The sequence below is a fragment of the Pseudomonas sp. TH34 genome (assembly GCF_016650865.1).
Taxonomy (GTDB): Bacteria; Pseudomonadota; Gammaproteobacteria; order Pseudomonadales; family Pseudomonadaceae; genus Aquipseudomonas; species Aquipseudomonas yamanorum.
In genome coordinates this window covers 120,094-146,911 of record NZ_JAEKFB010000005.1, presented here as the reverse complement: position 1 = coordinate 146,911, position 26,818 = coordinate 120,094, and the positions used below count along the sequence as shown (strand labels likewise).

Genomic DNA, 26,818 nt, shown 5'->3' with positions numbered 1-26,818 from the left:
CAGCACACTGGAAACGATCCAATGGTCAGGCCATTGATCCAATTTTTAGCATGGGTCTTCCCGGTCAACAAGCGGCTTTTTCGCGGGTTGATCACCTGGACCGTGCCGTGCATGAATCGAGCTGAGCCTAGATGCCATTTCAAGTGATTGATAACCAACGTCTTTATCGACAGATTGCCGACCAGTTGCGGGCGTTGATCGACAGCGGAGAATTTCCGCCGGGCAGCCGTCTGCCGGCTGAACGCGAGCTGGCCAAACTGCTGGGCGTGAGTCGCGCCTCCGTTCGCGAAGCGATGATTGCCCTGGAGGTGATCGGCCTGGTGGACGTGCGAGTGGGTAACGGCGTGCTGGTGTGTGAACCGGTGCAACCGAAAGTCAGCCAGGAACCGGTAATGGCCCAGGCTACCCGGGATCAATGGAAAGAGTTCGATCCGGAACTCAACCTGCACGTCGATTTCAACGCTGAGATTCCGCCGTTTTCCCTGCTCCAGGCCCGGCGCCTGATTGAGCCGGAGGCCGCCGCCCTGGCAGCCAAACACGCCACTGACGAGGAACTCGCGGGTATCCGCGAGGCGTTCGAGCGCAACGTGCAGGACAACCGCGAAGGCTCCCATACTCACCCGGGCGATCGCCTGTTTCACATCCGCATCGCCCAGGCCTCGGGCAATCCGGCCTATGCGCTGATGATTGCGCACCTGCTCGGGCATCGGTACGGCAGCATGTTCCAGCGGTTACAGGCGCATTACACCTCGGACGACATGCCCCATCGCTCGGAAGACGAGCACCGCAAGATCCTTGATGCACTGGAACAACGAGACGCGGAAGGTGCACGACAGGCCATGCGCAAGCACCTGGAAGAGGTGGTACGGATCTTTATGCGGACTGCGCAATGACCGTGTTCTACGACGCCCGCGGAAATATCTACGGGGTGGTAAGCCCGGCGCAGTTACGCAGCAAGGGTATCGGCGTGCCGGACCGTGCCGACTTGGCCGCTGGCACTCGGGGTGTCTGGGCATTGGCGGCCATTGCTGCGGAGTGCGGTTGGGGTGAGTTGCCGCGCCCGGCAGAGGCCAAGGCGCATCGTTGTGACGGTTTGTTGGTGGGGCCGTTTCAGGCAGCGCCGCCCTTTGACCTGTTGATCGTCAACACGGATGGCTCCCTGGCGGAACGCAGTGGCAATGGCCTGACGATTTTTGCGCAGTCGTTGACCGATCAGGGATTGATGGCGCAGGGCTGTGACCTGCGGGTGCATCACGACAAGACGGATGCACTGTCTCCAGTGGTTACGCGGGTTGAGCCTGCGGAGTATGAACAGGTGCAGGGCTTCTGGCTGGCGCTGGGGCGACCCGAATTCGGGCCTTTGGCGGTAGGGGCGGTTGGTGTGGCAGTCGTCTCGCTTGAAGGAACCGAGGTGAGCCAGGTTTTGCCACTGGCTGCGCTCAACCCTGAGTGGAATCACAGCCAGTTTGTGCGTGTGGGCAATCCTCACTGTGTGACGCTGGTACAGGACGCGTCAGTGTTGCCGGACAACGCGCAGATGCATCGACCAGTGTTGTTCGATCCGCTGAGGGCCATTGCTTTTGCACCACCTGCCGGGGCGGGCCGGCCTTGTATTTCCGGGGTCAATCTGCAATGGGTCGCCCGGGATTCAGGCAACCGCGTGATCGCACGGGTGTTTGAGCGTGGTGAGGGACCGACGCCGTCCTCCGGGACCAGCGCCAGTGCCGTGGCATGCGCCGCTTGGTCTGTAGGATGGGTGACGGCGGGTGAGGTGGCAGTGGTGATGCCGGGCGGTACGGCGCCCGTGCGGTTGCAAGCAGAGGCGGGTGAGTTGCTGAGCGTTAGCCTGTTCGGGACTGCGCGGCTGCAGGAAGTTTGAAAAAGGATGTGGCTGGCTTAATTATCTTTGTCAGCCGCTTCTCTATAAATAAGCGGCCTTGGTGAGTGGCGGCGTAAGAGTATTCCTGTTAGTGAGTACTGGCTGTTTAACTGCATTTCTGTAATTGATAAAAGACCCTTCCAATATCGATGTACGAATCTTCTTTTTTATTTTGAAGCGGCCGAATTTCGCCTGAAATCGCTAGTATTCCTGGGGTTCAGGCACTTTTTATCGGCTTCGAATTGAGTGGCTTTCTCTGCGTTTTGTGAAGGGGCCATTTCAGCTCGACAATGAATGGCGGGTAACAACGGATGTTCAACACGCTTGTTTCGTCACGCTTCAAACTGATCGTCGCAGGAATAAAACAGGAACTTGAGGTACTGGCGTTTAAAGGCAACGAAAGTATCGATCAGCCTTTTTTCATTGAAGTGCAGTGGGTCAGTGAAAACCCCGGCCTTGATCTGGAGAAGCTGCTTCATCAACCGGCCTATCTGGATTTTGGTGAACCAGGTGAAGGCCTTCACGGGCAGATCTATGCCATTGGCCGGGAAGACCCGGGCCGGCGGCTGACCCGCTACCACCTGACCCTTGTTCCGCGTCTGGCCTATCTGGCCCATCGTTGCGACCAGCGGATCTTCCAGCAGCGCAGCGTGCCGCAGATCATCGCGGCGGTGCTTGAGCAGCACGGTATTTTCGCCGATGCCTATGCCTTTGAATTGGGGCCGGTGGTGTACCCGCCACGTACATTCTGTGTGCAATACGCGGAAACCGATCTGCATTTTATCCAACGGCTGTGCGAGGAAGAGGGCATCCACTACCACTTTCGCCACAGTACGGACGGCCATGTACTAGTGTTTGGTGATGATCAGACGGTGTTTCGTCGTTTGCCGGCGCAGCACTATTGTGCGGCCGGTGGCCCAGCTGCCGAAATATTGGTGATCCAGCGTTTTGATGTGCGCCTGGCCACGCGCAGCACTCAGGTTGTCCGGCGTGACTATGACTTTGAACATCCGTCATTGCGTCTGCAGGAGCAAGCCGGATCTTCCCCTGCACTTGAGGACTATCAATATCCAGCGGGGTTTACGGGCCACCTGCGAGGTTCGCAGGTGGCCCGACGGAGCCTGGAACGTCATCAGCGGGACCGTCATCGGGCGTTGGGTCGCAGTGATCAGCCAGCTTTGCGCAGTGGGCATTTCCTGGAGCTGCGCGACCACCCGGACCTCTCCTGCAATGACTTGTGGTTGATCACCAGCGTGCGCCACGAAGGCTATCAACCGCAGGTGCTGGAGGAGGGGGTGGTGGATGTCGAGGCATTCCAAGGCTATCGCAATCGATTTACCGCCACGCCTTGGCGCGCCGCTTACCGCCCACCGATCACGCACCCCAAACCGCGTATCAGCGGCTGTCAGACCGCAACGGTCACCGGCCCCGTGGGTGAGGACGTGCATTGCGACGCACACGGGCGGGTAAAAATTCGCTTTCACTGGGACCGCCTGGACAAGAACGACGACAAGAGCAGCTGTTGGGTGCGGGTGGCAACCGGTTGGGCGGGCGACAGCTTTGGCGCGGTGATGATCCCGCGCGTGGGCATGGAGGTCTTGGTGACGTTCCTGGAGGGCGACCCGGACCGGCCAGTGATCAATGGTTGCCTGCCTAACACGTTGCAACCGGTTGCGTATCCGTTGCCGCAACACAAGACCCGTAGCGTTCTGCGCAGCCGCAGTTCGCCGGGCGGGGCGGGGGCCAACGAGCTGCACCTCGAGGACCGTAGCGGCCAGGAGCTCATCTACCTGCGCGCCCAACGCGACCTGGAGCAGCAGGTCGGCCGCGACAGTCGGCTGGAAGTCGTGGGCGAACGTCGGGAAACCATCCACGGCTTGAGTACGACCACCTTGGGAGACGAGGAGCATCGCAGCATCGCCGGCGACCGCAAGGTTCGGCTTGGGGCTGATGATCACTTGCACGTGCAGGGCAACAGCCAGACCCATGTCGGCCAGACCTTGGTGATCGAAGCGGGGCAACAGGTCCATCTGAAGGCCGGTGCCAACCTGGTTATCGATGCCGGTGCGCAGTTGAGCTTCAAGGCCGGTGGTGAGCATTTGCTGATTCAGGCCGGAGGGATTTTCAGCAGTCGGCCGATCACGTTGGGCGGTGTGCCTGCCGGGACTCGAACTGCCAGCCCAGTTGGACCGGGTGACGTGGCTGCTTCGTCCGCATTTGCAGCGGATGGGCCGAAGGTTTCGGTTATCCAAGGCGCAGTCATGGAGCTGGCCGGAAGACTGGATGCGGACTTCTGTCCAGTGTGCGAGCGCTGCCGTGAAGGCCTGTGCGAATCCACCGGGAGGGCGGCTTGATGGAGAACGCGCCTGGCCAGTGGATGGCTGAACAGCAGCAGGCAGGGCGCCGGCTGTGCCTGGTTCTACAGGGTGAAAGCGATGCGCGTGGGGTACTGCTGGCGACACGCACGGTCCCTGAGTATCGCAGCCTCTATGGTGAAACCGTCGCATCGGAAATGGCGGCGGATGGACCGATGCTCCTTTTGCTCGACCATGTCAACGAACCCGGATTGGTGGGTTTGTTGCAAAACCCTCAGCGTAACTGGGGATGGTTGGGCAGCCTGCCTGGTGATGATTTATCGGGTGTTACCAGGCACTGGCGCGACAGGTTGGTGGTGGGGTCGGCGGGCAGTCAGGCGCTGTACCGCTTCCACGATAACCGCACCTTGGCGCGGGCCTTGGTTCACCTGCCTGCTCGGGACTGGCCTGTTTTTCTCGGGCCGCTGATCAGCGTGTGTTATTGGCAGGGTGAGCGTTGGTGCTGTGTCGATAACCCGGCTCCTGGGGCGTATCCGGTACCCGATCCTGCGCCGTGGCTGGAGGTGCCGAACCCACAGGCGGGCGCGATTCTGCAGGCCAATATCCTGCGTTATCTGCTGGCTGAGTACAGCGAGGCGCTCAGTCAACTGGCTGAATTTCAGAACCCGAGAATCTGGTTGGAACAGGTGCTGGAGCAAGCGCGGGCTTGGCAATGGGAGAGACCGGAACAGCTGGAGTTTTTGGTCGTGCGGCGGTTGGTGGAAGCCACTGGGGAGGTGCTTATTCGATGGCAGCCGATGCGGGGGGAAGTGGCTGAGGATCATTTTCAGCGGGTGGTTGGGGAGTGGCGTCGGGTGGAGCGGGAGCAGCAGGATGCGTAGAGGATTTATGTTGAACGTGTGGCGAGGGGTATTCGTTTGCAGCGTGCTGACGGCTTCCGGTTGTGCGATGAAACCAGTGGATAGTTTCACACTGGAAGTCGACCTGCCGGCGAATTTTCGCTTCAAGAGTGATGCGGCTTATCGACCGGCAACAGGTGAGATCTGCACCTTACCCAAGCGCCGGGGCAAGCAGCCGGAGGACAAGGTTTTTGACACCCTTGGGAAGCCGGTCGCCAATCGGGTGAGCTTTGAAGTACCGCTGACGGAGGTGGTGGATGGGTGCCCGTTGGTGTTGCGCAGTATTACGTTTGATATGTATGCGAAGTGGGGAGAGCGGTCGGCGGATGTTGGGGGAGATTTTGCGTTCGTGAATGTGTTGGATCGGTTGGAAGAAGGTAGGGGCGGGATGCCTGAGTCGGGTGTTCAGGAGTTACTGGGGCGGTGTCAGTGGTTATTCCGAACAGTCGGCCCCAAACGGGCCATTAGCAAAGTACTCAACTGTAACTCGCTGGATGCAGTAGGGAATCTGCGAAAAGCAAGAGCCGGCGGAGCGGTGCAACGGGATGAACTGAAAGATAAGAAGTTGAGGATGGTCCTGGAAGTGACGACGGAGGAACGGCCTTACATGGGAGATAACTGGGTTCGATTCCCTCAAGGTTGGAAACGCTGTATGGGCAAGAGCTTGGAGGATCAATACGCGTTCTGTCGCGGGAATACTACCGATTTCAAATCCATCAAGATGCCTGATGGGCGTGAATGCGACATATATCCCACTTGTGCCGAATAAGGATATTCAGACATGCCTCTTGAAGAGTGGAAGCAACCTTTTTTTAGCGAAAAAATGCCAGTTTGTGCATTACGCGGATGTTGGTTGAGTTTTTGTCTCGTGGATGAGTCAGGCGATGGTAAAGCCTATGGAGGTCTTGCATATGAGGTTTTCGACAGTGCAGGCCAGCAATACAAGGGGCGTTTGAACGGCGACGGATTTGCAAAGCTGGAGAATCAATACCGCGGTCCTGCGGTGCTGATCTTTGAAGTAGCTTATGGAAGGCGTGACGATTATTACTCTACGTTACAGAGACGCAGCCGTTATCCATTACCCATCACCGAACTTCAAGTTCGAGCGGAACAAACGCGCTTCGTCCGAGCTGATGGTGAGCGTACCGAGCGAAACCCCGCTCAGCAAAGGGCCGGCAAGTTTTATCAAGTCGAAGTGCGTGATTTGGTCAGGCATACAGCTCACTTACCACCCTTGGCGCCCAGGATATTTCGTCCCCAGCGACATGCGCTAAAAATGATGGCTGATCTTGGATTTGGGCCGTCCCAGTCGACCTTGGCAGGAGTTGTGTTGTTTCCCTATCAACATACCGTGCTGGAGATACGGTCGTTGCGAGCGCTGCGGCCGATGTTGTCCATCGACGACCAGTTCTGTGCCTTGAATCTGTATCAGTTGGCCTTGATGGCTACCTTGAGTTACTGCGACTTTGGACAGGAGCCACGCACGCAGCCAGTAGATCAGGTCTGCTTCCCCTTGGATCCCAGTATGGGGCGCTTCTTTTCCGAAGAACTTTCGGGTTACCAAGAGGCTTGGAAAGTTGACGCTGAGCAAGTGCAACGCTTTTATCCTCTGTACGAAGACGTGCCCTATTCAAAACGGTTTGAGGTTTTGCCCTTTGATCCGGAGTTGTATGAGCAGAATCGCCCAGCACAGGGGGAGGCTCAGGAACACCCGGCGCGTCTGCATTTTTTCGATGATCAGAAGCACGGCACTGATACTCAGGCATTTATCAGCCATCACGATGAGGTGATTCTGATTTCTGTGCGGGGCACGGCTAGTGGCGCTGATGCACTGCGGGATGCAAACGCGCACCAGGTAGCTTTTGGTGATGGTTTTGGCAAGGCTCATGAAGGGTTCTATAAGGCTTATAGAGCTATGCGTGATTTTGTTCTGCTTTACCTCGATCAGTTTTATGTGGGGCAGCGCGTCTTAATCTGTGGCCACAGCCTGGGCGGAGCCATAGCACTGTTGTTGGCTGAGGGGCTGCGGCGAACTCCCGATCGTGACTACAACATCCTCCTATATACCTACGGAGCCCCCCGAGCTGCCGACTCCGAATTCACCGACGGTGCCTCCGCTCTGGTGCACCACCGCATCGTCAATCACAATGACCCTGTCCCGAGTGTGCCTGCGCCCTGGATGAACACCACCGCCAAACTCTGGATCCCTGGCGCCGTGTTGCTATTCAGCAACCCTGCGCCCGGCGGTCTGCTGTTTGCCTTGGGCTTGGTCCGGCTGACCGGCAATCCTTACCAACACCATGGCGCGCAGCAACACTTCATGCCGGTCCTGCTACCGGACGGTACAGAGTCCTCGATCTTGTGGACCCCTGGCTGTGAATCCATCGAGGACGCGGCTTGCAAACGCGCATTGCGGCTCAATGGCGACATGCCGGATCGCGCCAACTTGATCAAACAGCTTGTTCAGAGTGCCCATCACTCCATGATCGTCAGCTATATCCCCGCCGCCTGGGCCACGTTGCGCCGTTGGCAGCAAACCCTCGATACCCATGGCACCCTCGTGACCTCCCGTGAATTTGAACTGATCGACAAAGCCCTGTTCACCATGCAGCACCAGTTACGGGAACAACGAAAAAAACTGGACCTACACCGTCCAGCCAACCAGCGTGGCTACGAACACCACGAGCCGTTGAGTCAGGAAGTCGATCGGCTGAAAGACAGTCGCGATCGTTTGGAAACCCTCCGCTGGCGCCGCCTCCAGGCCCGCGACGTCTATGGCAGCCACGCTTCATCCCCAACCCTGCAATCCAGCCTGAAACGCTGGTTCGCCCACCCGCAAAACCGTGAGTTCACCCAAGTGGCGAGCATCCCGCCACAACCGGATGACGGCTGGGGAAAGCCGCAAACCCTCGATATCGACTCAATCGTATGAGCCTACAAAAACTCCACCTGCGCCGGCTGGCGCTTCATCAGCACTTTGCCTGCGCGAATCGAATACAGCGGCAATCCCTGGCTGCGAATCACTTCATAGTCGCTGTCCGCAGACAGGATCAACAGGTTCGCTGGACGTCCCGGTTCCAGGCCATAACGATCCCCCAAGGCCATGGCCTTGGCGCTGTTGTCGGTCACCAGGTCCAGTGCGCTTTGCAGGTTGCGGTAGCCGAGCATGTGGCAGATATGCAGCCCGGCTTCCAGCACCCGCAAAATATTGCCGTTACCCAGTGGATACCAAGGGTCGACGATGGAATCCTGGCCGAAGCAGACGTTCATGCCGGCCTCCAGCAGTTCGTTGACCCGGGTCACGCCGCGGCGTTTGGGGAAGGTGTCGAAGCGGCCCTGCAGGTGGATGCTTTCGGTGGGGCAGGAGACAAAGCTGATGCCCGAATGCCCCAGCAGGCGGAAGAGCTTGGCGCAGTAGGCATTGTCGTAAGAGCCCATGGCCGTGGTGTGGCTGGCGGTCACGCGAGCGCCCATGTCGCGGCTGCGGGCTTCTTCTGCCAGCACTTCGAGGAAGCGCGAGTGCGGGTCGTCTGTTTCGTCGCAGTGCACGTCTACCAGGCAACCGGTGCGCTCGGCCAGGTCCATCAGGAACTTCACCGAACTCACTCCCTGGTCGCGGGTGTATTCAAAGTGCGGGATGCCGCCGATCACGTCGGCACCCAGGCGAATGGCCTCTTCCATCAACTCGCGGCCATTGCGGTAGGACTCGATGCCCTCCTGGGGGAAGGCGACGATTTGCAGGTCGATCAGGTGGCCGGTTTCCTCGCGCACTTCGAGCATGGCCTTGAGCGCGGTGAGGTCCGGGTCGGTGACGTCGACATGGGTGCGCACATGCTGGATGCCATGGGCGGCCAGGGTCTGGATGGTTTTTTTTGCGCGGGTCTTTGTGTCTTCCAGGGTGATGGTGGCCTTGCGTTCGCCCCAGCACTCGATGCCTTCAAACAGTGTGCCGCTCATGTTCCAGCGCGGCTCGCCAGCGGTCAGGGTGGCGTCGAGGTGGATGTGCGGCTCGACAAAGGGAGGTACCACCAGGTTGCCGGCGGCGTCCAGATCGTCGGGGCCGGCTATGGGAGCAGCGCCTTGTTGGGTGATGCTGGCGATCCGGCCGTGTTCCAGGTGCAGATCATGCAGGCCTTCACGGTTGCGCAGGCGGGCGTTGATGATGTGCATGGGCAAGTTCCTCTTGGCAAAAAACAGTCAGGCAGACAGCCGCCAGATCATCAGCGCGATGCCGATGTCCAGTCGGTCATAAGCATTGTCCAGGCTCAGGCCGCACAGGGCTTCGATGCGCTGGACGCGGTGCGTCAGGGTGTTGCGGTGAACCGCCAGCCGCTGGGCGGCGGCCACAAGGTTACCATTCTCGTGGAACCAGGCTTCCAGGGTTGGCATCAGGCTTGGGCCGTGGTGCACGTCGTGCCGCAGCAGCGGCCCCAGGCGTTCGTTGAGAAACTGGTCGAGCAGGGCGCGATCACGCACGCCGCTGAGCAACTTGAGTACCCCCAACTCATCGTAGACGCACAGCCCGGCGCGCTCACTGAACCGTCGCGCGGCGGCCAACGCCTGGCGCGCCTCATCCAGGGCCTGGACCAGGCGCGCGGGTGGGTGAGCGGCAGCACTCAGGCCAATAAACAGTTTCAACGGCGTCAGGCGCAGGTTCAGTGCTTTCAACCAGCCTGCCAACAACTGGCGGTTGGCCAATGCCGCACCGGCGTCCATCGCCGGCAACAGCAACGTCCATTGTCCGGCACGCCCCAGCACGGGCAAACGCGAAGGGTGCTGCGCCGAAAACTGGCGCAAACGCCGGGTAATGGCATCGTGCTGACGGGCAAGCTGTGCCTCCACCACCGGCGCCTCACCCTGGGCGAACAGTGCTTCGCTGCCGTCCAGTTGCAGCTGGACGAGCTGCCAATGTCCGGCCAACGGCATGTCCAGCTGCGCGGCGCGGTGCAACAGCAAATCCAGGGATTGGTAATCACCGGCCAGCAGGCGTTCCAATACATCATGTCGCGAGCGCCCCAGCTGTTGCGACTGGATCAACGCCGACCCGATGGCCTGGGTCACCAGCACCATCTTCAACGAGTACGGCTGTTCGATCAGCGGCATGCCCGCCTCTTGCGCCGCTTCCAGCAGACGCCGGGGAATCGCGTGGATATAGTCCGGCCCCGTGAGGATCACCAGGCCGGCGACCTGGCGCTGACAGGCTTCGTCCAGCAGCTCCAGCAGATTGGCCTCATCCCGTGGGTGGTTGATGCCGGTGACAAACACCAGTTCGCCCCCCAGCACCCATTCTGCGATGCCGCTGTTTTCCGCGACATAGGGCCAGCGCACCGTATTCTCCAGGCCGGCTTCCCCGGCCCGCAGGCACATCGACTCCAGCCCGGGCAAGGCCAGCACATCGGCTATCGTCAGGCTCATGCCCGCACGTCAGCCAAGGGCGCCCGCACCCGTAGCACACTGGTCAGCACGATATAGGTCAGCGACGCCGCCACAATCCCCACCAGTGGAGCAACCCACGGCGAATGAAAGGCCAGCACCGTGCCCACGGCATAGGCGATCAGTCCTGGCCAGTTGAAAGCCGGCAGGCGCGTATCGGCCAGGCGTGGATAGTGGCCACGGTAGCGATAGAAAAAGTCCGCCATGATCACGCCGCCAATCGGTGGAATCACCGTGCCCAGCAGGATCAAGTAGGGCACCAGCATGTCGTACATGCCCAGCAGTGCCAGCAGGGTGCCGATCACCGCGCCGGCCAGGGTCACCGTTTTGCGGCGCTTGGTGCGCAGCAGGTTGCAGCCGGCGACGGCGAAGTTGTAGATGGTGTTGTCCTGGGTGCTCCAGATATTCAGCAACAACATTGCCATGGCCGCCATGGCAAAGCCTTGCAGCAGCAACACCTCGACCACGTCGGGCTGCTGGTAGACGATGGCGCCGTAGGCACCGATCAACACCATCAAGCCATTGCCGATAAAGAAGCCGATCAGGCTGGCCAGCACCGCGACTTTGGCCGAGCGCGAGAACCGCGTCCAGTTGGTGGCCTGGGTCGCGCCGCTGACGAAGGTGCCGAACACCAGCGTGATGGCGGTGGACATATCCAGTTCACCGGTAGGTACCACGGCCAGCAGCCCGTCCAATCCGCCGACTTTTACCGTGGCGACCCACATCGACAGAAACAGCAAAATGCCCATGGCCGGCACGGCGATGTAGGACAGAATCTCCAACCCGCGATAGCCCACATAGGCCGTCGCGCAGAACACCATGCCAAACAGCACCATCAACCCCAGTACGCTGCCCTGGCTCAACTCGAAATACTTGCCCAGTACCACGGCAGCAGTGGCGGTGCCCCAGGCGTACCAGCCGATCTGGGTGAAACCGAGGATCAAGTCGCTCAACTTGCTGCCCACTTCACCGAAGCAGAAGCGCCCCATCAGCACCGAGTTCAAACCGCTCTTGAACGCGATGTAACCCAAGCCTGCGGCGTAGATACCCAACAGCAGGTTACCCAGGGCCACGACGCCGAGCATCTGGGTAAAGCTGAAGGCCACCCCCAGCTTGCCGCCGGCGAACATGGTCGCGGTAAAAAAGGTAAAGCCCAGCAATACCATGGCGGTGGAGGCCAGGCCTTTGCGGGCATGCATGGGCACCTCGCTGAGAGGGTAGTCATTGCCCGGTTCGTTCTGCGTCATATGCCGTTCTCCCTGAATGAGTGACGCAGGCCTATTGCACCCGTCGTGCCAAGTGCAAGGCAGTGACGGGCGCACGGTCAGTACTGTGCAGGTTGCACAGTATTTATAGCCAAACAGGGGCAGCGGGCAGGAGGGATTGGTCTTTCTGCCCAGTCAGGCGCGAAAGCGGTGCAGCGGTGATACAAATTGGATCACCGGTTATTCAATCGAACAGGGTGTGAGTGGTCTCGCCGCGATGAAATGCAAAGGCCGCTTCAAGGTCGCTTTCAATCGTGCGGCCACGGGACAACGGCGGCAGGTCGTCGAGGCTGAAGAACCCGACTTCCGTGGTTTCGAACCCCGCTGTTGGTGCCAGTTGATCAACCCGTTCGCACAGAAAATAGAGTTTGTAGAAGTCGCGGATATCCGGCCGGTACAAGCCTTTGGCCTTGTGGGTGACGCTGTACAACGCCCGGGCGGTGACCGTCAGCCCGGCTTCTTCGCGGATCTCCTTGATGATGTTTTCAGCAGCCGACAAACCAATATCCGCATAACCACCAGGCAACGCCCAGCAGCCATCCGTCAGCTCGCGCACCAACAGGATCCGGTCGCCCTCAATCACCGCGCCCCGCACATCAATCATGGGCGTTGAATAGCGCTTGGCAAAATCCGGCACCAGCCCGGTGATGCGCTCCAGCGGCACCTCGCCCAACTGCGCCAGCATGCTGTGGGCAATCTGGGCGATTTCCTCGAGGCGCTCGCGCTCGAAGTCATCGGTACAGAAGTGCAGCCCCGTGGAGGCCAACGCTTGCAAGCGCTTGGCCTGGGCCAGCCAGGTGTTTTCCATGGGAACTCCTTCAGTGCGAGGCGGTGAGCTCTTTTTGCATGTAAACCCGACGCAGGCCGTTTTCTTCGGCGCGATGGGTTTCCACATACCCTTTGCGGGCGTACAACGCGATATTTTCGGTCATCGCTTCATTGGTATAGAGGCGGATGGAACCCTGCCTGGCCTGGCGTTCGGTGAACTCCAGCAGCAGGCGCCCGTAACCTAAACCCTGGGCGCCGGGGTCGACGGCCAGGTTATCCAGCAGCAGGTACTCGTCGTGATGGATCAGTACGACAAAGCCATGCACCCGGCCCGCGCGCTCAAGCACGTGCACCCCTCCGGCTGCAACTTGGTGGCCATAGTCATCCAGCATCGGCCCTGGCTTGCGCCCGATTCGTTCGATGTAAGGGGAGTAGGCGGCGTAGACGATGGCCTCGATGGCGGCGATATCGTCAACGGTAGCGGGGCGGATAAGGGGTGGCATCGCAGCGTGCGCCTTCTGTGCAAGAGGCCCTGACTGTAAGGGACTTACCGGCATAAAAAAACCACCGCAAGGGTGGTTTTTTACATCGCCGGCTTACTCGCCGCGATAGATGCAGCCGCTGGTGCAGGTCTCATGGATGCGAATCGCGCTGAGTTCCGGCAACAACGGTTTCAACTCATTCCAGATCCACTTGGCCAGCACTTCGCTGGTGGGGTTTTCAAGGCCCGGAATGTCATTGAGGTAGTTGTGATCGAGGCGTTCGTAGAGCGGCTTGAAAATCGCCTTGATCTCCGAGAAGTCACGGATCCAGCCGGTATGCGGGTCGAGGTCGCCGCTGAGGTGGATCGCCACCTTGAACGAATGGCCATGCAGGCGCCCGCATTTGTGGCCTTCCGGAACGTGGGGCAGGCGGTGGGCGGACTCGAAGGTAAACTCTTTGAAGATTTCCACAGGGTTTTTCAGCTCGGTGAGGTGTCTGGCAGGCGGCGAGTTTAACAGTTTGTCGCAGCCGCGCGCATACCGCGTAGCAGCTGTCGAGCCTTGGCGAGGCTGCGTTGACGGTTTGTCTTGCAAACCGAGGTGCTGTCGACGCAGCCTCGCTTGGGCTCGACAGCTGCTACGGAGAGGGCGCTAGAGGGCCAGCAGGCGTTCGCCCAATTGCCCGTTGTCGGCCAGTTGCAGAAACTCGTCCCCCAGCCGCTGGCTTTCGCTCATCGCGGTTTGCCAATATTTGTTGCGGCCCGGGTCATCGCCCATGAAGCGCTTGAAGTCACTGCGGTCCGGCAGTTTGCCGTGGGGCAGGCGGGCCAGGTATTCCTTCGACGGTGCCAGCAGTAATACATCCTGCAGTCCCTGTTGATTGGCGCGGCGCCACGGCAGGCCCTTGTCGAACCAGCCGGGAATGACCCGGTCGGTGAAGTGCGGGTACAGCACAATGTCATCGCCGTGGTAGGGCAGGTCGAGGTGATAGTCCAGCAGGCCGCCATCGCGATAGGTGCCAGCACCGGCGCCCGGCAGGTCGCGCACGCCTTGCATCACCATGGGGATCGAGCCTGACGCCAGCAACGCCTGGCGCAGGTTGCCCAGTTCCAGATTCAGGAACCTCGAGGGGAAATCCTCCAGCGCATGCAGTGGTGGCGCCTGGCGTGGGTCGTGGACGATCAGCCGTTCGAAGTGCCGGGACAACCGTGCGCGGCCCCGCAGGTTGTCGGCGATTACCGAGGACAGCCCCAAACCGAGGCGACCGCGATGATCGTCGGCGAGCAGGCCATGGCTTTTGACCACCATGATGTTCAGCCGGTAGTTCGGGTTGTCGAGCACGCGGGCATCGCGGCCGGCCAGCAGGTCATCGAGCATGCGCACGCAACTCTGGCTGACTTCAGCCATGGTCACGCCTTTGGCAAAACTCTGTTCGTTGTACAGCCGGCCCAGGTCGAGCAGGCCTTGCACCGGGTCGGGCAGGCACGCACTGGCAAACCGCCAGGAACCAATCGAGGCGCCGATCAGTGCACGTTCACGTGGCGCGCGGGGCAGCCAGTCGCCGAACAGCGCCAGGTCCAGACCCTGGATGCCGAGGGCCTTGGGGCCGCCGGCGGCGCCGGGAAGGATGCCGACGTCCGCAGGCGCAAGCCCCTGCTCACGAATGCGTGTGAAGGCGCGTTTACCGGCCTTGAGGGTCAGGGCGGGGAACTTCATGTGGATAGCAGTCATACCGGTCTCATCGACAGCGAGCGGGGCAGTATAGGAAATCTTGCGCGGTTGCAGGCAAAGGTATTACGCAGAATTGCCATGGTGGCAATTCAGTTTCAGTTAAGTTGGATCCAGTACCGTGAGCCCCGTAGGCAAAATATCCTGAAACGGAGACTCACCATGAAATCCCTCACAGCCTTGATCGCCAGCAGTATCATCGTCCTCACCGCAGGCGTCGCCCAGGCTCGCGACCTGGGGCCGGACGAAGCACTGAAGTTGCGCGACGCTGGTACCATTGTGTCTTTCGAGAAGCTCAATGCCGTCGCACTGGCCAAACATCCCGGCGCCACCGTGCATGAAACCGAGCTTGAAGAGGAATACGGCAAGTACCTTTATCAGGTGGAACTGCGCGACGCCCAGGGCGTTGAGTGGGACCTGGAATTGGACGCTGTCACCGGCGCCGTCCTCAAGGATCATCAGGATACGTAATGAAGGTAAATCTACGCACCAGCGTCCAGGTGGCGCTGGTGCTCCTGGCATTTTGCTCAGGCCTGGCCGCTCGGGACCTGGGCCAGGACGAAGCGCTGCGCCTGCGCCAGAAGGGCGTCATTGCGCCGCTTGAGCATCTGCTGGGCCCGGCTTTCGAGCGCTACCCGGGCGCCAAGTTGCTGGACGCCGAGCTTGAAGAGCACAAGGATCGACCTGTGCGCTACATCTATGAAATCGAACTGTTGACGGTGGAAGGCGTGGTGCGCGAGATCGAACTTGATGCCAACACCGGTGAACTGCTCAAAGACAAGGAAGACGACTGATGCGCCTGCTCCTGGTGGAAGACCACGTCCCCCTGGCCGATGAGCTGATGGCTGGGCTAAACCGTCAGGGCTATGCCGTGGACTGGCTGGCGGATGGGCGTGATGCGGTGTATCAGGGGCGCAGCGAGCCCTACGACCTGATCATCCTTGACCTCGGCCTGCCGGGTTTGCCCGGGCTTGAAGTGTTGACGCAGTGGCGTGCCGCCGGCCTGGCCACGCCGGTGCTGATCCTCACTGCCCGCGACTCCTGGGCCGAGCGCATCGAAGGGCTCAAGGCGGGCGCCGACGATTACCTGAGCAAACCGTTCCATCCCGAAGAACTGCACCTGCGTATCCAGGCTTTGCTGCGCCGTTCCCATGGCCAGGCCAATCAGCCGACCTTGCAGGCCGCCGGCTTGCATCTGGATGAGGGCCGCCAGTGCGTGATGCGTGACGGCGAGGAGATCCAACTGACCGCCGCCGAATTTCGGCTGTTGCGTTACTTCATGCTGCACCCCGAGCAAATCCTTTCAAAAAGCCACTTGGCTGAACACTTGTACGATGGCGAGACCGAACGTGATTCCAATGTGCTGGAGGTCCACGTCAATCACCTGCGCCGCAAATTGGGCCGCAGCGTGATCGAGACCCGGCGCGGACAGGGTTACCGTTTCGGCGCCAGCCCTGCATGAAGTCGATCCAGCGGCGCCTGAGCCTGGGGCTGATCAGCGTCATGGTGATCGTCGGCCTGGTGCTGGCGCAAACCAGCCTGTGGCTGTTCGAAATGGGCCTGCAACGCTACCTGGAATCGGGCTTGCGCAACGACAGTGAAAACCTTCTGGTCGCATTGGTGCGCGGGCCGGCTGGGGTGCAACTGGATGAACAGCGGTTGTCTCCTGCGTACCAGCGTCCGTTTTCCGGGCACTATTTCCGTATTGATTTTGCCGACACCCATTGGCGTTCCCGCTCGCTATGGGACCAGGAATTGCCGCAACTGCCTCACGCCGGGCTCAAGGGCAACCTGCAATTGGGGCCGGAAGGCCAGCAGTTGCTGGTACTGCGTTCGGACTACAAGCGCTTTGGCCAATCGATTTCCATCAGCGTGGCCCAGGACTACACCCCGGTCAGGGAAAGCTTTCGCCTGATGCGCCAGATCGGACTGGTGCTGGGGCTGGCGGCGCTGTTGCTGATCCTGATTCTGCAACGGGTCACCGTGCGCCGGGCCTTGCGCCCGCTGGAGACCGCGCGCAACCAGATCGCGCAACTGCAACAAGGCCAGCGCTCGCAACTGGACACCCAGGTGCCGGTGGAACTGGAGCCGCTGGTGGCGCAGATCAACCATTTGCTGGCCCACACCGAAGACAGCCTCAAGCGCTCGCGCAATGCCCTGGGCAATCTCGGCCATGCCTTGAAGACCCCATTGGCAGTGTTGCTGAGTGTGGCATCCAGTGAGCAGCTCAAGGACCAACCACAACTGAGCAAGCTGCTGCGCGAACAGTTGGAGCAGGTGCAACAACGGCTTAATCGCGAACTCAATCGTGCGCGCCTGGCCGGCGAGACGCTGCCGGGTGCCTTGTTTGATTGCGATGGTGAATTGCCGGGGTTGCTGGCGACTCTGAACATGATCCATGGCGAACACCTGGATTTGAGTTACCGCGTACCGCCAGGTTTACAGTTGCCGTGGGACCGCGAGGATTTGCTGGAACTGTTGGGTAACCTGCTGGACAACGCCTGCAAATGGGCGGACGCGGAAATTGTGTTGAGCATCAGTGAAACCCCGGAAGGCTTTCTGCTGGTGGTGGAAGATGATGGGCCGGGGATCCCTGAGAATCAGCGCGACCAGGTGTTCAGCCGAGGCACTCGGTTGGATGAGCAGACTGACGGGCATGGTCTGGGGCTTGGGATCGTGCGGGATATTGTTGAGGTGTGGGGCGGGGTGCTTCTGTTGCAGGAGAGCGAGCTGGGCGGGTTAAAGGTCGTTATCGACCTGCCACGGCGCCATTGAAAACAAACGTAGCAGCTGTCGAGCCCCAGCGAGGCTGCGTTGGCGGTGTGTCAGGTATACCGCCAACGCAGCCTCGCCAAGGCTCGACAGCTGCTACGGATACTCGGGCTGATTGCCGGAGTATCCCGCAGCTCATCAAACCCTGAACTGGTCCATCAGGCTCTGCTGCTGATTCGCCAAGCTGTTCAACGCCTGGCTGACCCGCGCCGACTCATTCGCTTGCTCGGACAACGACTCCGTCACATCGCGAATCGTCGCTACGTTGTTGTTGATCTCCTCGGCCACCGCGCTTTGCTCTTCGGCGGCGCTGGCGATCTGCAGGTTCATGTCGCTGATCACCGTCACCGCATCGCCGATCTGGCGCAAGGCGGTCACGGCCTGGCCCACCTGTTCGACGCTGCCCTGGGCCTGCCGATGGCTGTTGCTCATGGAACCGACCACTTCCTGGGTACCGCTTTGCAGTTGCTCGATCACCAGGCGGGTTTCTTCAACCGACTCCTGGGTACGTCGCGCCAGGTTGCGCACTTCATCGGCGACCACCGCAAAACCGCGACCGGCTTCACCCGCACGGGCTGCTTCGATGGCGGCGTTCAGTGCCAGCAGGTTGGTTTGCTCGGCGATTGCACGAATCACTTCCAATACCGAGCCGATCTTCTCGCTGTTGGCGGCCAGCCCTTCAACCTGGGTCATCGCGGTGCTCATGTCCGCCGCCAAGTGGCCGATGCTGGTGGTGGTGCGGTCGATCACGGTCAAGCCTTCACGGGTGGCCTGGTCGGCATCGCGGGCGGCCTGGGCGGCTTGCGCTGCGCTGCGGGCAACGTCCTGGGCGGTGGCGCTCATTTCGTGGGAGGCGGTGGCCACCTGGTCGACCTGACGGTATTGCTGCTCCATGCCGGCACTGGTTTCAGTGGCAATCGCCGCCGACTGGTCGGCGGTGCCACGGGCGTCCTGCACCGAGCGTTTGACCTGGGCAATGATCGGCTGCAGCTTGTCGAGGAAGCGGTTGAACCAGCCAGCCAACTCGCCGAGTTCATCGTGCTTGTCGTAGGCCAGGCGCCGGGTCAGATCGCCTTCGCCACTGGCAATGTCTTCCAGCATGCGCGCCACGCCGAGGATCGGCCGGGTTACGCTGCGGGCCATCAGCCACACCAGCAACAGGCCGACGATTGCTGCCAGCAGGCCCAGGCTCAGTTCCAGCAGGGTGCCTTTGGCGTTGTCGGCATCCAGTTTGGACTTGAGGGCCTCAGCCGGGGCGACCAGGACTTTTTCCGGTACATCCAGCAGAACGCCCCACGGTTTGCCATCGGGGATCGGCTGGAACGGCGCGAGCACCTTGAGTTGATGGTCGGTGCGCACGCTGCGGGTCTGGGTGCTGGTGGAAAGCGAACTGATCAGCTGCGCGCCGTTGGCCGTGTCGACGGCGTCCAGGCGCTGGGCGAGTTTGCCGGCGTCCGGGCTGTAGCCGGCCAGCAGGCCCACCGGGCTGATGATGCTGACGCTGGTCTGGCCGTCATAGAGTTTCTGGCTGGCGCCCTGGCTGACGGCTTGCAGGCTGTTGAGGTTGATGTCCACCGACAGCGAGGCGATGACTTTGCCGTTGACCATCAGCGGGAAGACGATGCTGGTCATCAGCACCTTTTGTCCGTCGATCACGTAGAAGTAGGGTTCGATCACGCACGGCTTGAGGGTGGTACGCGGGCACGTGAACCAGGCGTTGGCTTTTTCGCCGCTGGGTCCGACGCTGGTGTCGGACATGTCGCTTTCGGGCAGCGACATTGAAGTCAGTTTGCCCGCAGTCGGCTGGGACCAGTACAGCGCAAAACGGCCTTTGTCGTTGCTGCCCAGCTCTTGCTGGTTGGCGAACAACTCGTCCTTGCCATCCAGTGCGTTGTCCTCGAACACCAAGGAAAGGCCTAGCAGTTCCGGATTGGCCTGCAGTGCGGCTTTGACCTGGCGGGTGAGGTCTTCGCGCAGGTCGAAGGCATCCAGGAAGCGTTTCTCGGCCTGTTCGCGCAGGAACAGCACCTGCCGGGAAAAACCGTGGCCGTATTGATAGGCGTCCATGAACTGCTGGCGAATGCCCAATGCCTGGACTTCACCCTGGGCTTCAATGCGGGCCTGGGCGGCTTCGTCGAGCATTTCCATGCTGGAAGCCTTGACCAGTTCGGAGCTCTGCGCCATGCGGTACAGCGAGAGACCTACCAGCAAGGTCACGATGCCCAGCAGGCAAAGACCGGCCAGCAGGGTAATTTTCCATTGAATGGACAGCTGTCTGAGCGACATGGAGCCTTCCTTAACTTTCGATACGACAGAGACGATCTGCCTGTATCGGCCGCACAGGATTTTTCTTTATTCAAACGATCAATTTAAACTCGTTTGCGACGCCGTTCTTTGACATGCCCGCCCACCTGCTGCAAAGTGCGCGCCCTCTAATAAAACTCCTTTAAAACCTGGTTTGCGGCAGCCGTTCCCGACAGCAGCCCGGGCAGGTGCGTGCTTTTTTAGTTTTTCTGTCTTGAGGTAACGATGATTAATGCAGTAATCGCCGCGGTCGGCACGATGCTGGTGCTCAGCCTGTCCCGCGTGCATGTGGTGATCGCGATCATTGTCGGCGCCCTGGTGGGTGGCCTGACCGGCGGCCTGGGTATCGATGCAACGCTCAAGGCGTTCAACAGCGGGCTGGGTGGCGGTGCGACGGTGGCGTTGTCTTACGCGCTGCTCGGCGCGTTCGCCGTGGCGATTGCCAAATCCGGCCTGGCCCATGCGCTGGCGGACAAAGCCCTGCTGCTGGTGGATCGCCAGGAAGCCACGGGCGGCAGTCACGTCAAATGGTTGTTGATCGGCCTGCTCTGGGTGGTGGCCATCGCCTCACAGAACATCCTGCCGATCCACATCGCGTTTATCCCGCTGCTGGTACCGCCGCTTTTATATGTGCTGACCAAGTTGCAACTGGATCGGCGCCTCATCGCCTGTGTCATGACCTTCGGCCTGATCACGCCCTACATGTTCCTGCCGGTGGGCTTCGGCAATATCTTCCTGAATCAGATCCTGCTGGCCAACGTGGCCAAGAGCGGCGTCGACATCAGCCACGTCAACGTTACCCACGCCATGGGCCTCCCGGCGCTGGGCATGGTGGTCGGCCTGCTGGTGGCGGTGTTTATCAGCTACCGCAAAAAGCGTGTGTACGACCTGGAGAAAATCGAGCGGGTCGAGCAGGTGGCGGTGCAGTACAACCCGCTGACCCTGCTGGTGGCCGGCCTGGCGATTGCGGCGGCGTTCATTATCCAACTGTGGCTGGACTCGATGATCATCGGCGCCCTGGCCGGGTTCCTGATCTTTTCGGTGTCGGGCATCGTGCGCTGGCGCGACACGGATGACCTGTTCACCGAAGGCATGAAGATGATGGCGATGATCGGCTTCATCATGATCGCCTCGTCCGGCTTTGCCGAAGTGCTGAAGGCCACCGGCGAAGTGCAGACACTGGTGCAAGCCTCGGCGGCGTTTATCGGCCATAGCCGCGGTGTGGGCGCGCTGCTGATGCTGCTGGTGGGGTTGCTGGTGACCATGGGTATCGGCTCGTCGTTTTCCACGGTGCCGATCCTCGCGGCGATCTTTGTGCCGTTGTGCGTGCAGTTGGGCTTCAGCCCGCTGGCCATCGTGTGCATCGTCGGCACGGCCGGGGCATTGGGTGATGCCGGCTCACCGGCGTCGGACTCCACCCTGGGCCCGACTTCGGGTTTGAACATCGACGGCCAGCATCACCATATCTGGGACACCGTGGTGCCGACCTTCCTGCACTACAACATTCCGCTGCTGGCGTTTGGCTGGTTTGCCGCGATGACGCTCTGACGGGATTGTCCTACAGATTTATTGTAACTAGCCGTTAACCTCTTAAGTTGTCCCTTAAGAGAGAAGAGCCATGCGTCTGAGTCTAAAGGCCAAAGTACTGTCCCTTGCTGTCCTGCCCGTGTTGTTGTTTGCCGTGATCATCAGCCTGACCACGGTCTGGATCCTCCGGGAGCAGGCTCGTAACGAGGTTGAAGAAACCCGTCAGAACTTCCTCAACGACGCCAAGACCACCTTGCGCGGTTACGTCGAGGTGGCCATGACCACCATCAAGCCGCTGTACGACGCTGCCGCCCAGGGCGACACGGCGGCGCGGGCACAGGTGGTCAAGCTGCTGTCCAACACCAGCTACGGCAAGGACGGTTACTTCTTCGGCTACGACTCCGAGACCATTCGCCTGTTCAAGGGCAACAGCCCGGACGGCGTCGGCAAAAGCTTCAAGGACAACCGCGACCCGAATGGCGTCTACGTCAACCGTGACCTGGTGAAAGTCGGCAAGGACGGCACCCACTACCTGCAATACAGCTCGACACAGCCCGGCCAGACCGAGCTGGTGCCCAAGCTCGGCTACACCGAATACCTGCCCAAGTGGGACATGGTGATTGGTACGTCGGTGAACCTGGACGGTATTGACGCCCAGGTCGCCGAGGTTCAGGCCAAGGTCGAGAAGCGCATGGAAGGCGTGGTGCTGAGTATTATCGGGATTGCCGTGGTAGTGCTGTTGGTGATCGCCGCCGTGGGCATGCTGGTGGCCAATACCATCCTGCGACCGCTGCACTTGATGAAGATCAACCTCGACGACATCGCGGCCGGTGAGGGTGACCTGACCCGCCGCCTGGCCATCACCAGCCAGGACGAACTGGGGGAACTGGCCGGTTCGTTCAACCGCTTTGTCGACAAGATCCACGGCTTGGTGCGCCAGATCACTGAAATGACCTCCCAGCTTACCGGCCTGGTGAGCCAGGTCGCCGACCAAGCCAATCGCTCGGAAAAAGCCATGGAACGTCAGCGTCACGAGACGGACCAGGTGGCGACTGCGATCAACGAAATGTCCTCCGCGGCCCATGAAGTAGCCCGCAGTGCCCAAGGCGCGGCGGTTGCGGCGCAGCAGACTGACGCCGAAGGCCAGGCCGCGAAAAAAGTCGTGGATGGCAGCATCGCGCAGATTCACGCGCTGGTGAACGACATCCGCACCAGCGGCGTATCTCTGGACAGCTTGCAGCAGGACGTTTCCTCGATTGTCAGTGTGCTGGGGGTGATCCGCTCGATTGCCGAGCAGACCAACTTGCTCGCCCTCAACGCCGCGATTGAAGCCGCGCGGGCAGGGGAGGCCGGCCGTGGGTTTGCCGTGGTCGCCGACGAAGTTCGGGCGCTGGCCAGCCGCACCCAGCAGAGCACCCAGGAAATCCAGGGCATGATCGACCGCCTGCAAAAAGGCACCGAAGCCGCCGTGGAATCCATGCGCCGCTCCAGCGACGCCGGCGACGGGACTTCGGCCAAGGCTAACGAAGCCGGTGCGTCCCTGGACACCATGTCGCAACTGATTGGCACCATCAACTCAATGAACGCGCAGATCGCCAGCGCGGCGGAAGAACAAACCGCCGTGGCCGAAGAGATCAACCGCAGCGTGCATCAGATCGCGGTGGCGGTGGACAGCGTGGCCGATGAAACCCAACAGGGTGCCCAGACCTCCCGCAGCCTGGCGGACCTGGGGCAGCGGTTGGGGCAGTTGGTGGGGCAGTTCAGGATTTGATTGCAGGCTTGAGCCATCGGCAACGTCCTGTTGCCGATGGGGCCGGCTAGATTGATCGATCAGGTCAACAGCGCCAAACGTTCCACCGTCTCCGGAAACTTCGCCACCAGCCGAATTAAGGTCGCCGCTTGAGCATTGGGTGTGGCCCGGCCTTGCTCCCAATTTTCCAGGGTCCGGGTGTTGGTGCGCAGGTACATCGCAAACACCGAGCGCGACAGATTGAGTTGTTGACGCACAGCGACTACTTCGTCGGCAGTGAGTGGTGCCAGCTTGCTCAACTGCACCTTGTGGCTGCGCAGCGTTACCTTGCCTTCTCGTTCATCTGCCAGCGCGTCGAGGCCTTCGACCAGTTCGGAAAAGATGTCACGTTTCATGGGTGTGCCTACGTAGATTGCGTATAGGCCGGCAACTCTACGGTGGCACTTGAGAGGGCGATATCAGTAGAGATTGTGTGTGGGGTCAGACAACACCGCCGTTTCTGTAGGAGCGAGCTTGCTCGCGAAAAACTGAAAAGCGCTGCGTTGTTTCAGATACCCCGCGTCATCGTTAACGACCATCGCGAGCAAGCTTGCTCCTACAGTGGAAAGCAAAACGGCGCCCGAAGGCGCCGTTTTGTTTACTGCATCTAACTAAGCGATCAACCCGCCATCACCGCATGCTGCACCAGGGTGAGCAACGGTTGTGGGTACACACCCAGGAAGAACGCCAGCAGGGCGATTGCCAGCAGCATCACGCCGCCTGCTTTCTGTTCCCAGTGCAACTCGGCGTCCACACGGCGCAGGTTTGGCTCGATCAGGTACAAGGTCACCATCACACGCAGGTAGTAGAAAACGCCGATGGCACTGCCCAGTACCAGGGAGGCCACCAACCACCATTCGTGGGCTTCAACACCGGTCGCCACGATGTAGAACTTGCCGATGAAGCCAGCGGTCAGCGGGATACCGGCCAGGGACAGCATCATCACGGTCAGTACGGCAGTCAGGTACGGACGGCGCCAGAACAGGCCGCGGTATTCGTACAGGGCGTCTGCGTCACGGCCTTTGTAAGGCGAGGACATCAGGGTGATCACACCGAAGGCACCGAGGCTGGTGATCACGTAGGTGACCAGGTACACGCCGATGGCTTCCATCGCCAGGCCCTTGCTCGCCACCAGGGCGATCAGCAGGTAACCGAAGTGCGCGATGGACGAATAACCCAGCAGACGCTTGAGGTTGTTCTGGGTCAGCGCCAGCAGGTTACCGAACAGGATCGAGGCGATGGCGATGATGGTCAGCACGTTGCTGAGTACACCGGTGTTGGCCGCAGGGGAGATCTGGAACAGACGCACCATCACCGCAAACACGGCGACTTTCGACGCAGTAGCCAGGAACGCAGCCACCGGCGCCGGGGCGCCTTCGTACACGTCCGGGGTCCACAGGTGGAATGGCACCAGCGACAGTTTGAACGCCAGGCCGATCAGCATCATGGCCAGGCCCAGTTGGGCGATGGGCGCAGGGCTGCCGGAGGCTGCCAGGGCGTGACCGATACCGCTGAAGCTCAGGCTGCCGGCTTCTGCGTAGAGCAGGGCCATACCGAACAACAGGAACGCGGAACCGGCGGCCGACAGCACCATGTACTTGATGCCGGCTTCCAGGGAACGCTTGTTGAAGAAGGCATACGCCACCAGGCCGTAGACCGGGATCGACAGCAGTTCCAGGCCGATGAACAAGCCGGCCAGGTGCTGCGCGCTGACCAGCACGATACCGCCGGTCGCAGCCAGCAGGATCAGCAGGTACAGCTCTTCGCGGTTGCCCGGGTAACCCGTGCCGCCTTCGCCGAGGTAGGCGTGGGCGAGGGTGACGCAGGCCAGGGTGGCCACGAGGATCAACGCGATATACAGCAGCGCGAAGTCATCGACCATCAACAGCGGCGTGACCGCCAGCGGTGCGACCTTGAGTGCCGGGATAATCGACAGCAAGGCCAGGTTCAAACCTGCCACGGAAATCAGGAAGGTCTGTGAGTGGTTGCGGCGCCATGCGATCGCCAGCATCACCACCACAACGGTGAGGCTGGAAATCAGCAGCGGCGCAAGCGCGATAAAGTGTTGGATCGTGAATTCCATAGCGCTCTTACCGGGCCGAAGCGAGTTGAGTGAAGGCGGTGCTGAACCATTGCTGCACGCCATGCATCGTTGCGGCAGAGGTATCCAGGAACGGTTGCGGGTACACGCCGATGAACACCAGCAGTACCGCAAGGCCGAGCACCATGATCAGTTCGCGACCGTCCATGCCGTGCAGCACGGTGTCGGACTTGGCCGGACCGAAGTACGCGCGGTGGATCATGATCAGCGAGTAGACCGAACCGAACACCAGGCCGGAGGTAGCGATTGCGCTGATCCACGGTGTATGCACGAAGGCACCCATCAGGATCAGGAACTCGCCGATGAAGTTACCGGTACCCGGCAAGCCCAGGGACGCTGCGGCGAAGAACAGGCTGATGGCCGGCAGGTAGGCGATACGCGACCACACGCCACCCATCTCACGCATGTCCCGGGTGTGCAGGCGCTCGTACAGCTGACCACTGAGGATAAACAGTGCCGCTGCCGACACACCGTGCGCCAGCATCTGGATCACCGCACCTTGCAGCGCCAGTTGGCTGCCGGAGTAGATGCCGATCAGTACGAAACCCATGTGGGAAACGGACGAGAAGGCAATCAGACGCTTGATGTCGGTTTGGGCGAAGGCCAGGAACGCACCGTAGAAGATCCCGATCAGACCGAGGGTCATGGCGATCGGCGCAAACTCGGCCGAGGCATTCGGGAACAGCGGCAGGGCGAAACGCAGCAGGCCGTAGGCCGCCGTCTTCAACAGGATACCGGCCAGGTCCACAGAACCTGCGGTCGGCGCCTGGGCGTGAGCATCAGGCAACCAGGAGTGGAACGGCACCACCGGCAGCTTCACCGCGAACGCGATGAAGAAGCCCAGCATCAGGATGTACTCGGTGGTCAGGGACATCTTGGTTTTCAACAGGTCGGCGTAGTTGAACGTGATCACGCCCGTGCTGTTGAAGTTGACCAGTACCAGACCCAGGATCGCCACCAACATGATCAGGCCGGAAGCCTGGGTGAAGATGAAGAACTTGGTCGCCGCGTAGATCCGGGTTTTCTTGCCGTCCGAAGAACTGTGACCCCAGAGCGCGATGAGGAAGTACATCGGCACCAGCATCATTTCCCAGAAGAAGAAGAACATGAACAGGTCGAGGGCGAGGAACACGCCGACAACACCGCCCAGGATCCACATCAGGTTCAGGTGGAAGAAGCCCACGTGACGCTGGATCTCTTTCCAGGAGCAGAGTACCGAAAGGATACCCAGCAGGCCGGTCAGCAGGATCATCAACAGTGACAGGCCGTCGAGGGCCAGGTGCACGTTGATGCCGAAGCGCTGGATCCACACGTGCTTGAATTCAAGCGCGAAGGTTGGATCGACACCCGGTGCCGGAGCAAATGAATAGTCACCATGGGCCCACAGCCAGAGGCCGAGAGCAAGTTCCAGGGACATGGTCAGCAACGCAATCCAGCGGGGGAGGGTGGCGCCGAAGCGTTCACCCATCCAGCAGAGCAGGCCGCCGATAAAAGGGATCAGGATTAGCCAGGGCAGAATCATGACGGGCTCGTTTCCTTTCGCAAGTTCGCAAAGT

23 protein-coding genes and 2 pseudogenes are annotated in these 26,818 nt (G+C 60.6%); 13 read left to right on the top strand and 12 right to left on the bottom strand.

The annotated features are described in order from the left end of the window. The first annotated feature begins 131 nt into the window (after positions 1-131). The 6 genes from JFU58_RS03765 (at position 132) to JFU58_RS03740 (ending at position 8,025) form a co-directional block, all read left to right on the top strand. Entirely contained in the window at positions 132-893 is a 762-nt protein-coding gene (locus JFU58_RS03765) for a FadR/GntR family transcriptional regulator (RefSeq protein WP_017476170.1), read from the top strand. Continuing rightward, positions 890-1,879, top strand: a complete 990-nt coding sequence (locus tag JFU58_RS03760; RefSeq protein WP_201139867.1) for a diaminopimelate epimerase — start codon at positions 890-892, stop codon at positions 1,877-1,879. The genes JFU58_RS03765 and JFU58_RS03760 overlap by 4 nt, the downstream gene beginning before the upstream one ends. Before the next feature lie 311 nt (positions 1,880-2,190). Further along, positions 2,191-4,233 carry a type VI secretion system tip protein TssI/VgrG gene (tssI, locus tag JFU58_RS03755; RefSeq protein ID WP_201139866.1) on the top strand — a complete coding sequence of 681 codons (2,043 nt, stop codon included), beginning with the start codon at positions 2,191-2,193 and terminating at the stop codon, positions 4,231-4,233. After that, positions 4,233-5,075, top strand: coding sequence for a DUF4123 domain-containing protein (locus JFU58_RS03750; protein ID WP_201139901.1), 843 nt, complete (start codon positions 4,233-4,235; stop codon positions 5,073-5,075). The genes tssI and JFU58_RS03750 overlap by 1 nt, the downstream gene beginning before the upstream one ends. Continuing rightward, positions 5,068-5,862, top strand: a complete 795-nt coding sequence (locus JFU58_RS03745) for a hypothetical protein (RefSeq protein ID WP_201139865.1) — start codon at positions 5,068-5,070, stop codon at positions 5,860-5,862. Before JFU58_RS03750 ends, JFU58_RS03745 begins: the two co-directional genes overlap by 8 nt. A 12-nt stretch (positions 5,863-5,874) precedes the next feature. Next, positions 5,875-8,025, top strand: coding sequence for a lipase family protein (locus JFU58_RS03740; RefSeq protein WP_201139864.1), 2,151 nt, complete (start codon positions 5,875-5,877; stop codon positions 8,023-8,025). Between the two features lie 2 nt (positions 8,026-8,027). On the opposite strand, the gene codA is transcribed toward JFU58_RS03740, so the two are convergent. The 7 genes from codA to JFU58_RS03705 all read right to left on the bottom strand — a co-directional run bounded on the left by codA (position 8,028) and on the right by JFU58_RS03705 (position 14,772). After that, a complete protein-coding gene (gene codA, locus JFU58_RS03735) occupies positions 8,028-9,263 on the bottom strand; it encodes a cytosine deaminase (protein WP_093198764.1) in 1,236 nt (411 codons plus the stop codon). Positions 9,264-9,290: 27 nt separating this feature from the next. Beyond that, positions 9,291-10,508, bottom strand: coding sequence for a PucR family transcriptional regulator (locus JFU58_RS03730; RefSeq protein WP_177070328.1), 1,218 nt, complete (start codon positions 10,506-10,508; stop codon positions 9,291-9,293). Then, on the bottom strand, positions 10,505-11,773 hold the full coding sequence (codB, locus tag JFU58_RS03725) for a cytosine permease (RefSeq protein WP_063031447.1): 1,269 nt from the start codon (positions 11,771-11,773) through the stop codon (positions 10,505-10,507). Before codB ends, JFU58_RS03730 begins: the two co-directional genes overlap by 4 nt. Before the next feature lie 202 nt (positions 11,774-11,975). Next, the gene (locus tag JFU58_RS03720) at positions 11,976-12,599 is read right to left on the bottom strand and encodes an NUDIX hydrolase (RefSeq protein WP_093198753.1); all 624 of its coding nucleotides are present in this window, start codon (positions 12,597-12,599) and stop codon (positions 11,976-11,978) included. Between the two features lie 10 nt (positions 12,600-12,609). Further along, the gene (locus JFU58_RS03715) at positions 12,610-13,062 is read right to left on the bottom strand and encodes a GNAT family N-acetyltransferase (protein WP_063031443.1); all 453 of its coding nucleotides are present in this window, start codon (positions 13,060-13,062) and stop codon (positions 12,610-12,612) included. Between the two features lie 93 nt (positions 13,063-13,155). After that, complete coding sequence (queD, locus tag JFU58_RS03710) at positions 13,156-13,512, bottom strand: 6-carboxytetrahydropterin synthase QueD (RefSeq protein WP_003190259.1); 357 nt, start codon at positions 13,510-13,512, stop codon at positions 13,156-13,158. A 180-nt stretch (positions 13,513-13,692) separates the two neighbouring features. Then, complete coding sequence (locus JFU58_RS03705; RefSeq protein WP_063031441.1) at positions 13,693-14,772, bottom strand: hypothetical protein; 1,080 nt, start codon at positions 14,770-14,772, stop codon at positions 13,693-13,695. A gap of 159 nt (positions 14,773-14,931) precedes the next feature. Between JFU58_RS03705 and JFU58_RS03700 the strand changes: the two genes are divergently transcribed. Genes JFU58_RS03700 through JFU58_RS03685 form a run of 4 tightly spaced genes read left to right on the top strand, consistent with a single transcriptional unit; the run spans position 14,932 to position 17,544 of the window. After that, positions 14,932-15,240, top strand: coding sequence for a PepSY domain-containing protein (locus JFU58_RS03700; RefSeq protein WP_201139863.1), 309 nt, complete (start codon positions 14,932-14,934; stop codon positions 15,238-15,240). Beyond that, positions 15,240-15,563 carry a PepSY domain-containing protein gene (locus JFU58_RS03695; protein ID WP_063031437.1) on the top strand — a complete coding sequence of 108 codons (324 nt, stop codon included), beginning with the start codon at positions 15,240-15,242 and terminating at the stop codon, positions 15,561-15,563. The genes JFU58_RS03700 and JFU58_RS03695 overlap by 1 nt, the downstream gene beginning before the upstream one ends. Beyond that, positions 15,563-16,231 (top strand): response regulator transcription factor, encoded by a 669-nt coding sequence (locus JFU58_RS03690; protein ID WP_017476155.1) that lies wholly within the window; start codon positions 15,563-15,565, stop codon positions 16,229-16,231. The genes JFU58_RS03695 and JFU58_RS03690 overlap by 1 nt, the downstream gene beginning before the upstream one ends. After that, the gene (locus JFU58_RS03685) at positions 16,228-17,544 is read left to right on the top strand and encodes a sensor histidine kinase (RefSeq protein ID WP_063031435.1); all 1,317 of its coding nucleotides are present in this window, start codon (positions 16,228-16,230) and stop codon (positions 17,542-17,544) included. Before JFU58_RS03690 ends, JFU58_RS03685 begins: the two co-directional genes overlap by 4 nt. Before the next feature lie 135 nt (positions 17,545-17,679). On the opposite strand, the gene JFU58_RS03680 is transcribed toward JFU58_RS03685, so the two are convergent. Beyond that, positions 17,680-19,827 carry a methyl-accepting chemotaxis protein gene (locus tag JFU58_RS03680; protein WP_201139862.1) on the bottom strand — a complete coding sequence of 716 codons (2,148 nt, stop codon included), beginning with the start codon at positions 19,825-19,827 and terminating at the stop codon, positions 17,680-17,682. 246 nt (positions 19,828-20,073) lie between these two features. On the opposite strand from JFU58_RS03680, the gene JFU58_RS03675 reads away from it, so the two are divergent. From JFU58_RS03675 to JFU58_RS32515, 3 genes and pseudogenes are all read left to right on the top strand, one after another. Then, a complete protein-coding gene (locus JFU58_RS03675; protein WP_167410187.1) occupies positions 20,074-21,393 on the top strand; it encodes a Na+/H+ antiporter family protein in 1,320 nt (439 codons plus the stop codon). Positions 21,394-21,463: 70 nt separating this feature from the next. Further along, positions 21,464-22,285: pseudogene (locus JFU58_RS32520) on the top strand (cache domain-containing protein); the annotation flags it as partial. Positions 22,286-22,321: 36 nt separating this feature from the next. Then, the gene (locus tag JFU58_RS32515; protein WP_373568912.1) at positions 22,322-23,143 is read left to right on the top strand and encodes a methyl-accepting chemotaxis protein; all 822 of its coding nucleotides are present in this window, start codon (positions 22,322-22,324) and stop codon (positions 23,141-23,143) included. A gap of 59 nt (positions 23,144-23,202) precedes the next feature. Here JFU58_RS32515 and JFU58_RS03665 read toward each other — a convergent pair whose 3' ends face one another. From JFU58_RS03665 to nuoM, 4 genes and pseudogenes are all read right to left on the bottom strand, one after another. Then, positions 23,203-23,517, bottom strand: coding sequence for a helix-turn-helix domain-containing protein (locus JFU58_RS03665; protein WP_017476150.1), 315 nt, complete (start codon positions 23,515-23,517; stop codon positions 23,203-23,205). A 90-nt stretch (positions 23,518-23,607) separates the two neighbouring features. Then, positions 23,608-23,700: pseudogene (locus tag JFU58_RS32165) on the bottom strand (outer membrane lipoprotein carrier protein LolA); the annotation flags it as partial. An 80-nt stretch (positions 23,701-23,780) separates the two neighbouring features. Further along, the gene (nuoN, locus tag JFU58_RS03660) at positions 23,781-25,244 is read right to left on the bottom strand and encodes an NADH-quinone oxidoreductase subunit NuoN (protein ID WP_017476148.1); all 1,464 of its coding nucleotides are present in this window, start codon (positions 25,242-25,244) and stop codon (positions 23,781-23,783) included. 7 nt (positions 25,245-25,251) lie between these two features. Then, complete coding sequence (gene nuoM / locus JFU58_RS03655) at positions 25,252-26,784, bottom strand: NADH-quinone oxidoreductase subunit M (RefSeq protein WP_017476147.1); 1,533 nt, start codon at positions 26,782-26,784, stop codon at positions 25,252-25,254. Positions 26,785-26,818: the final 34 nt, after the last annotated feature.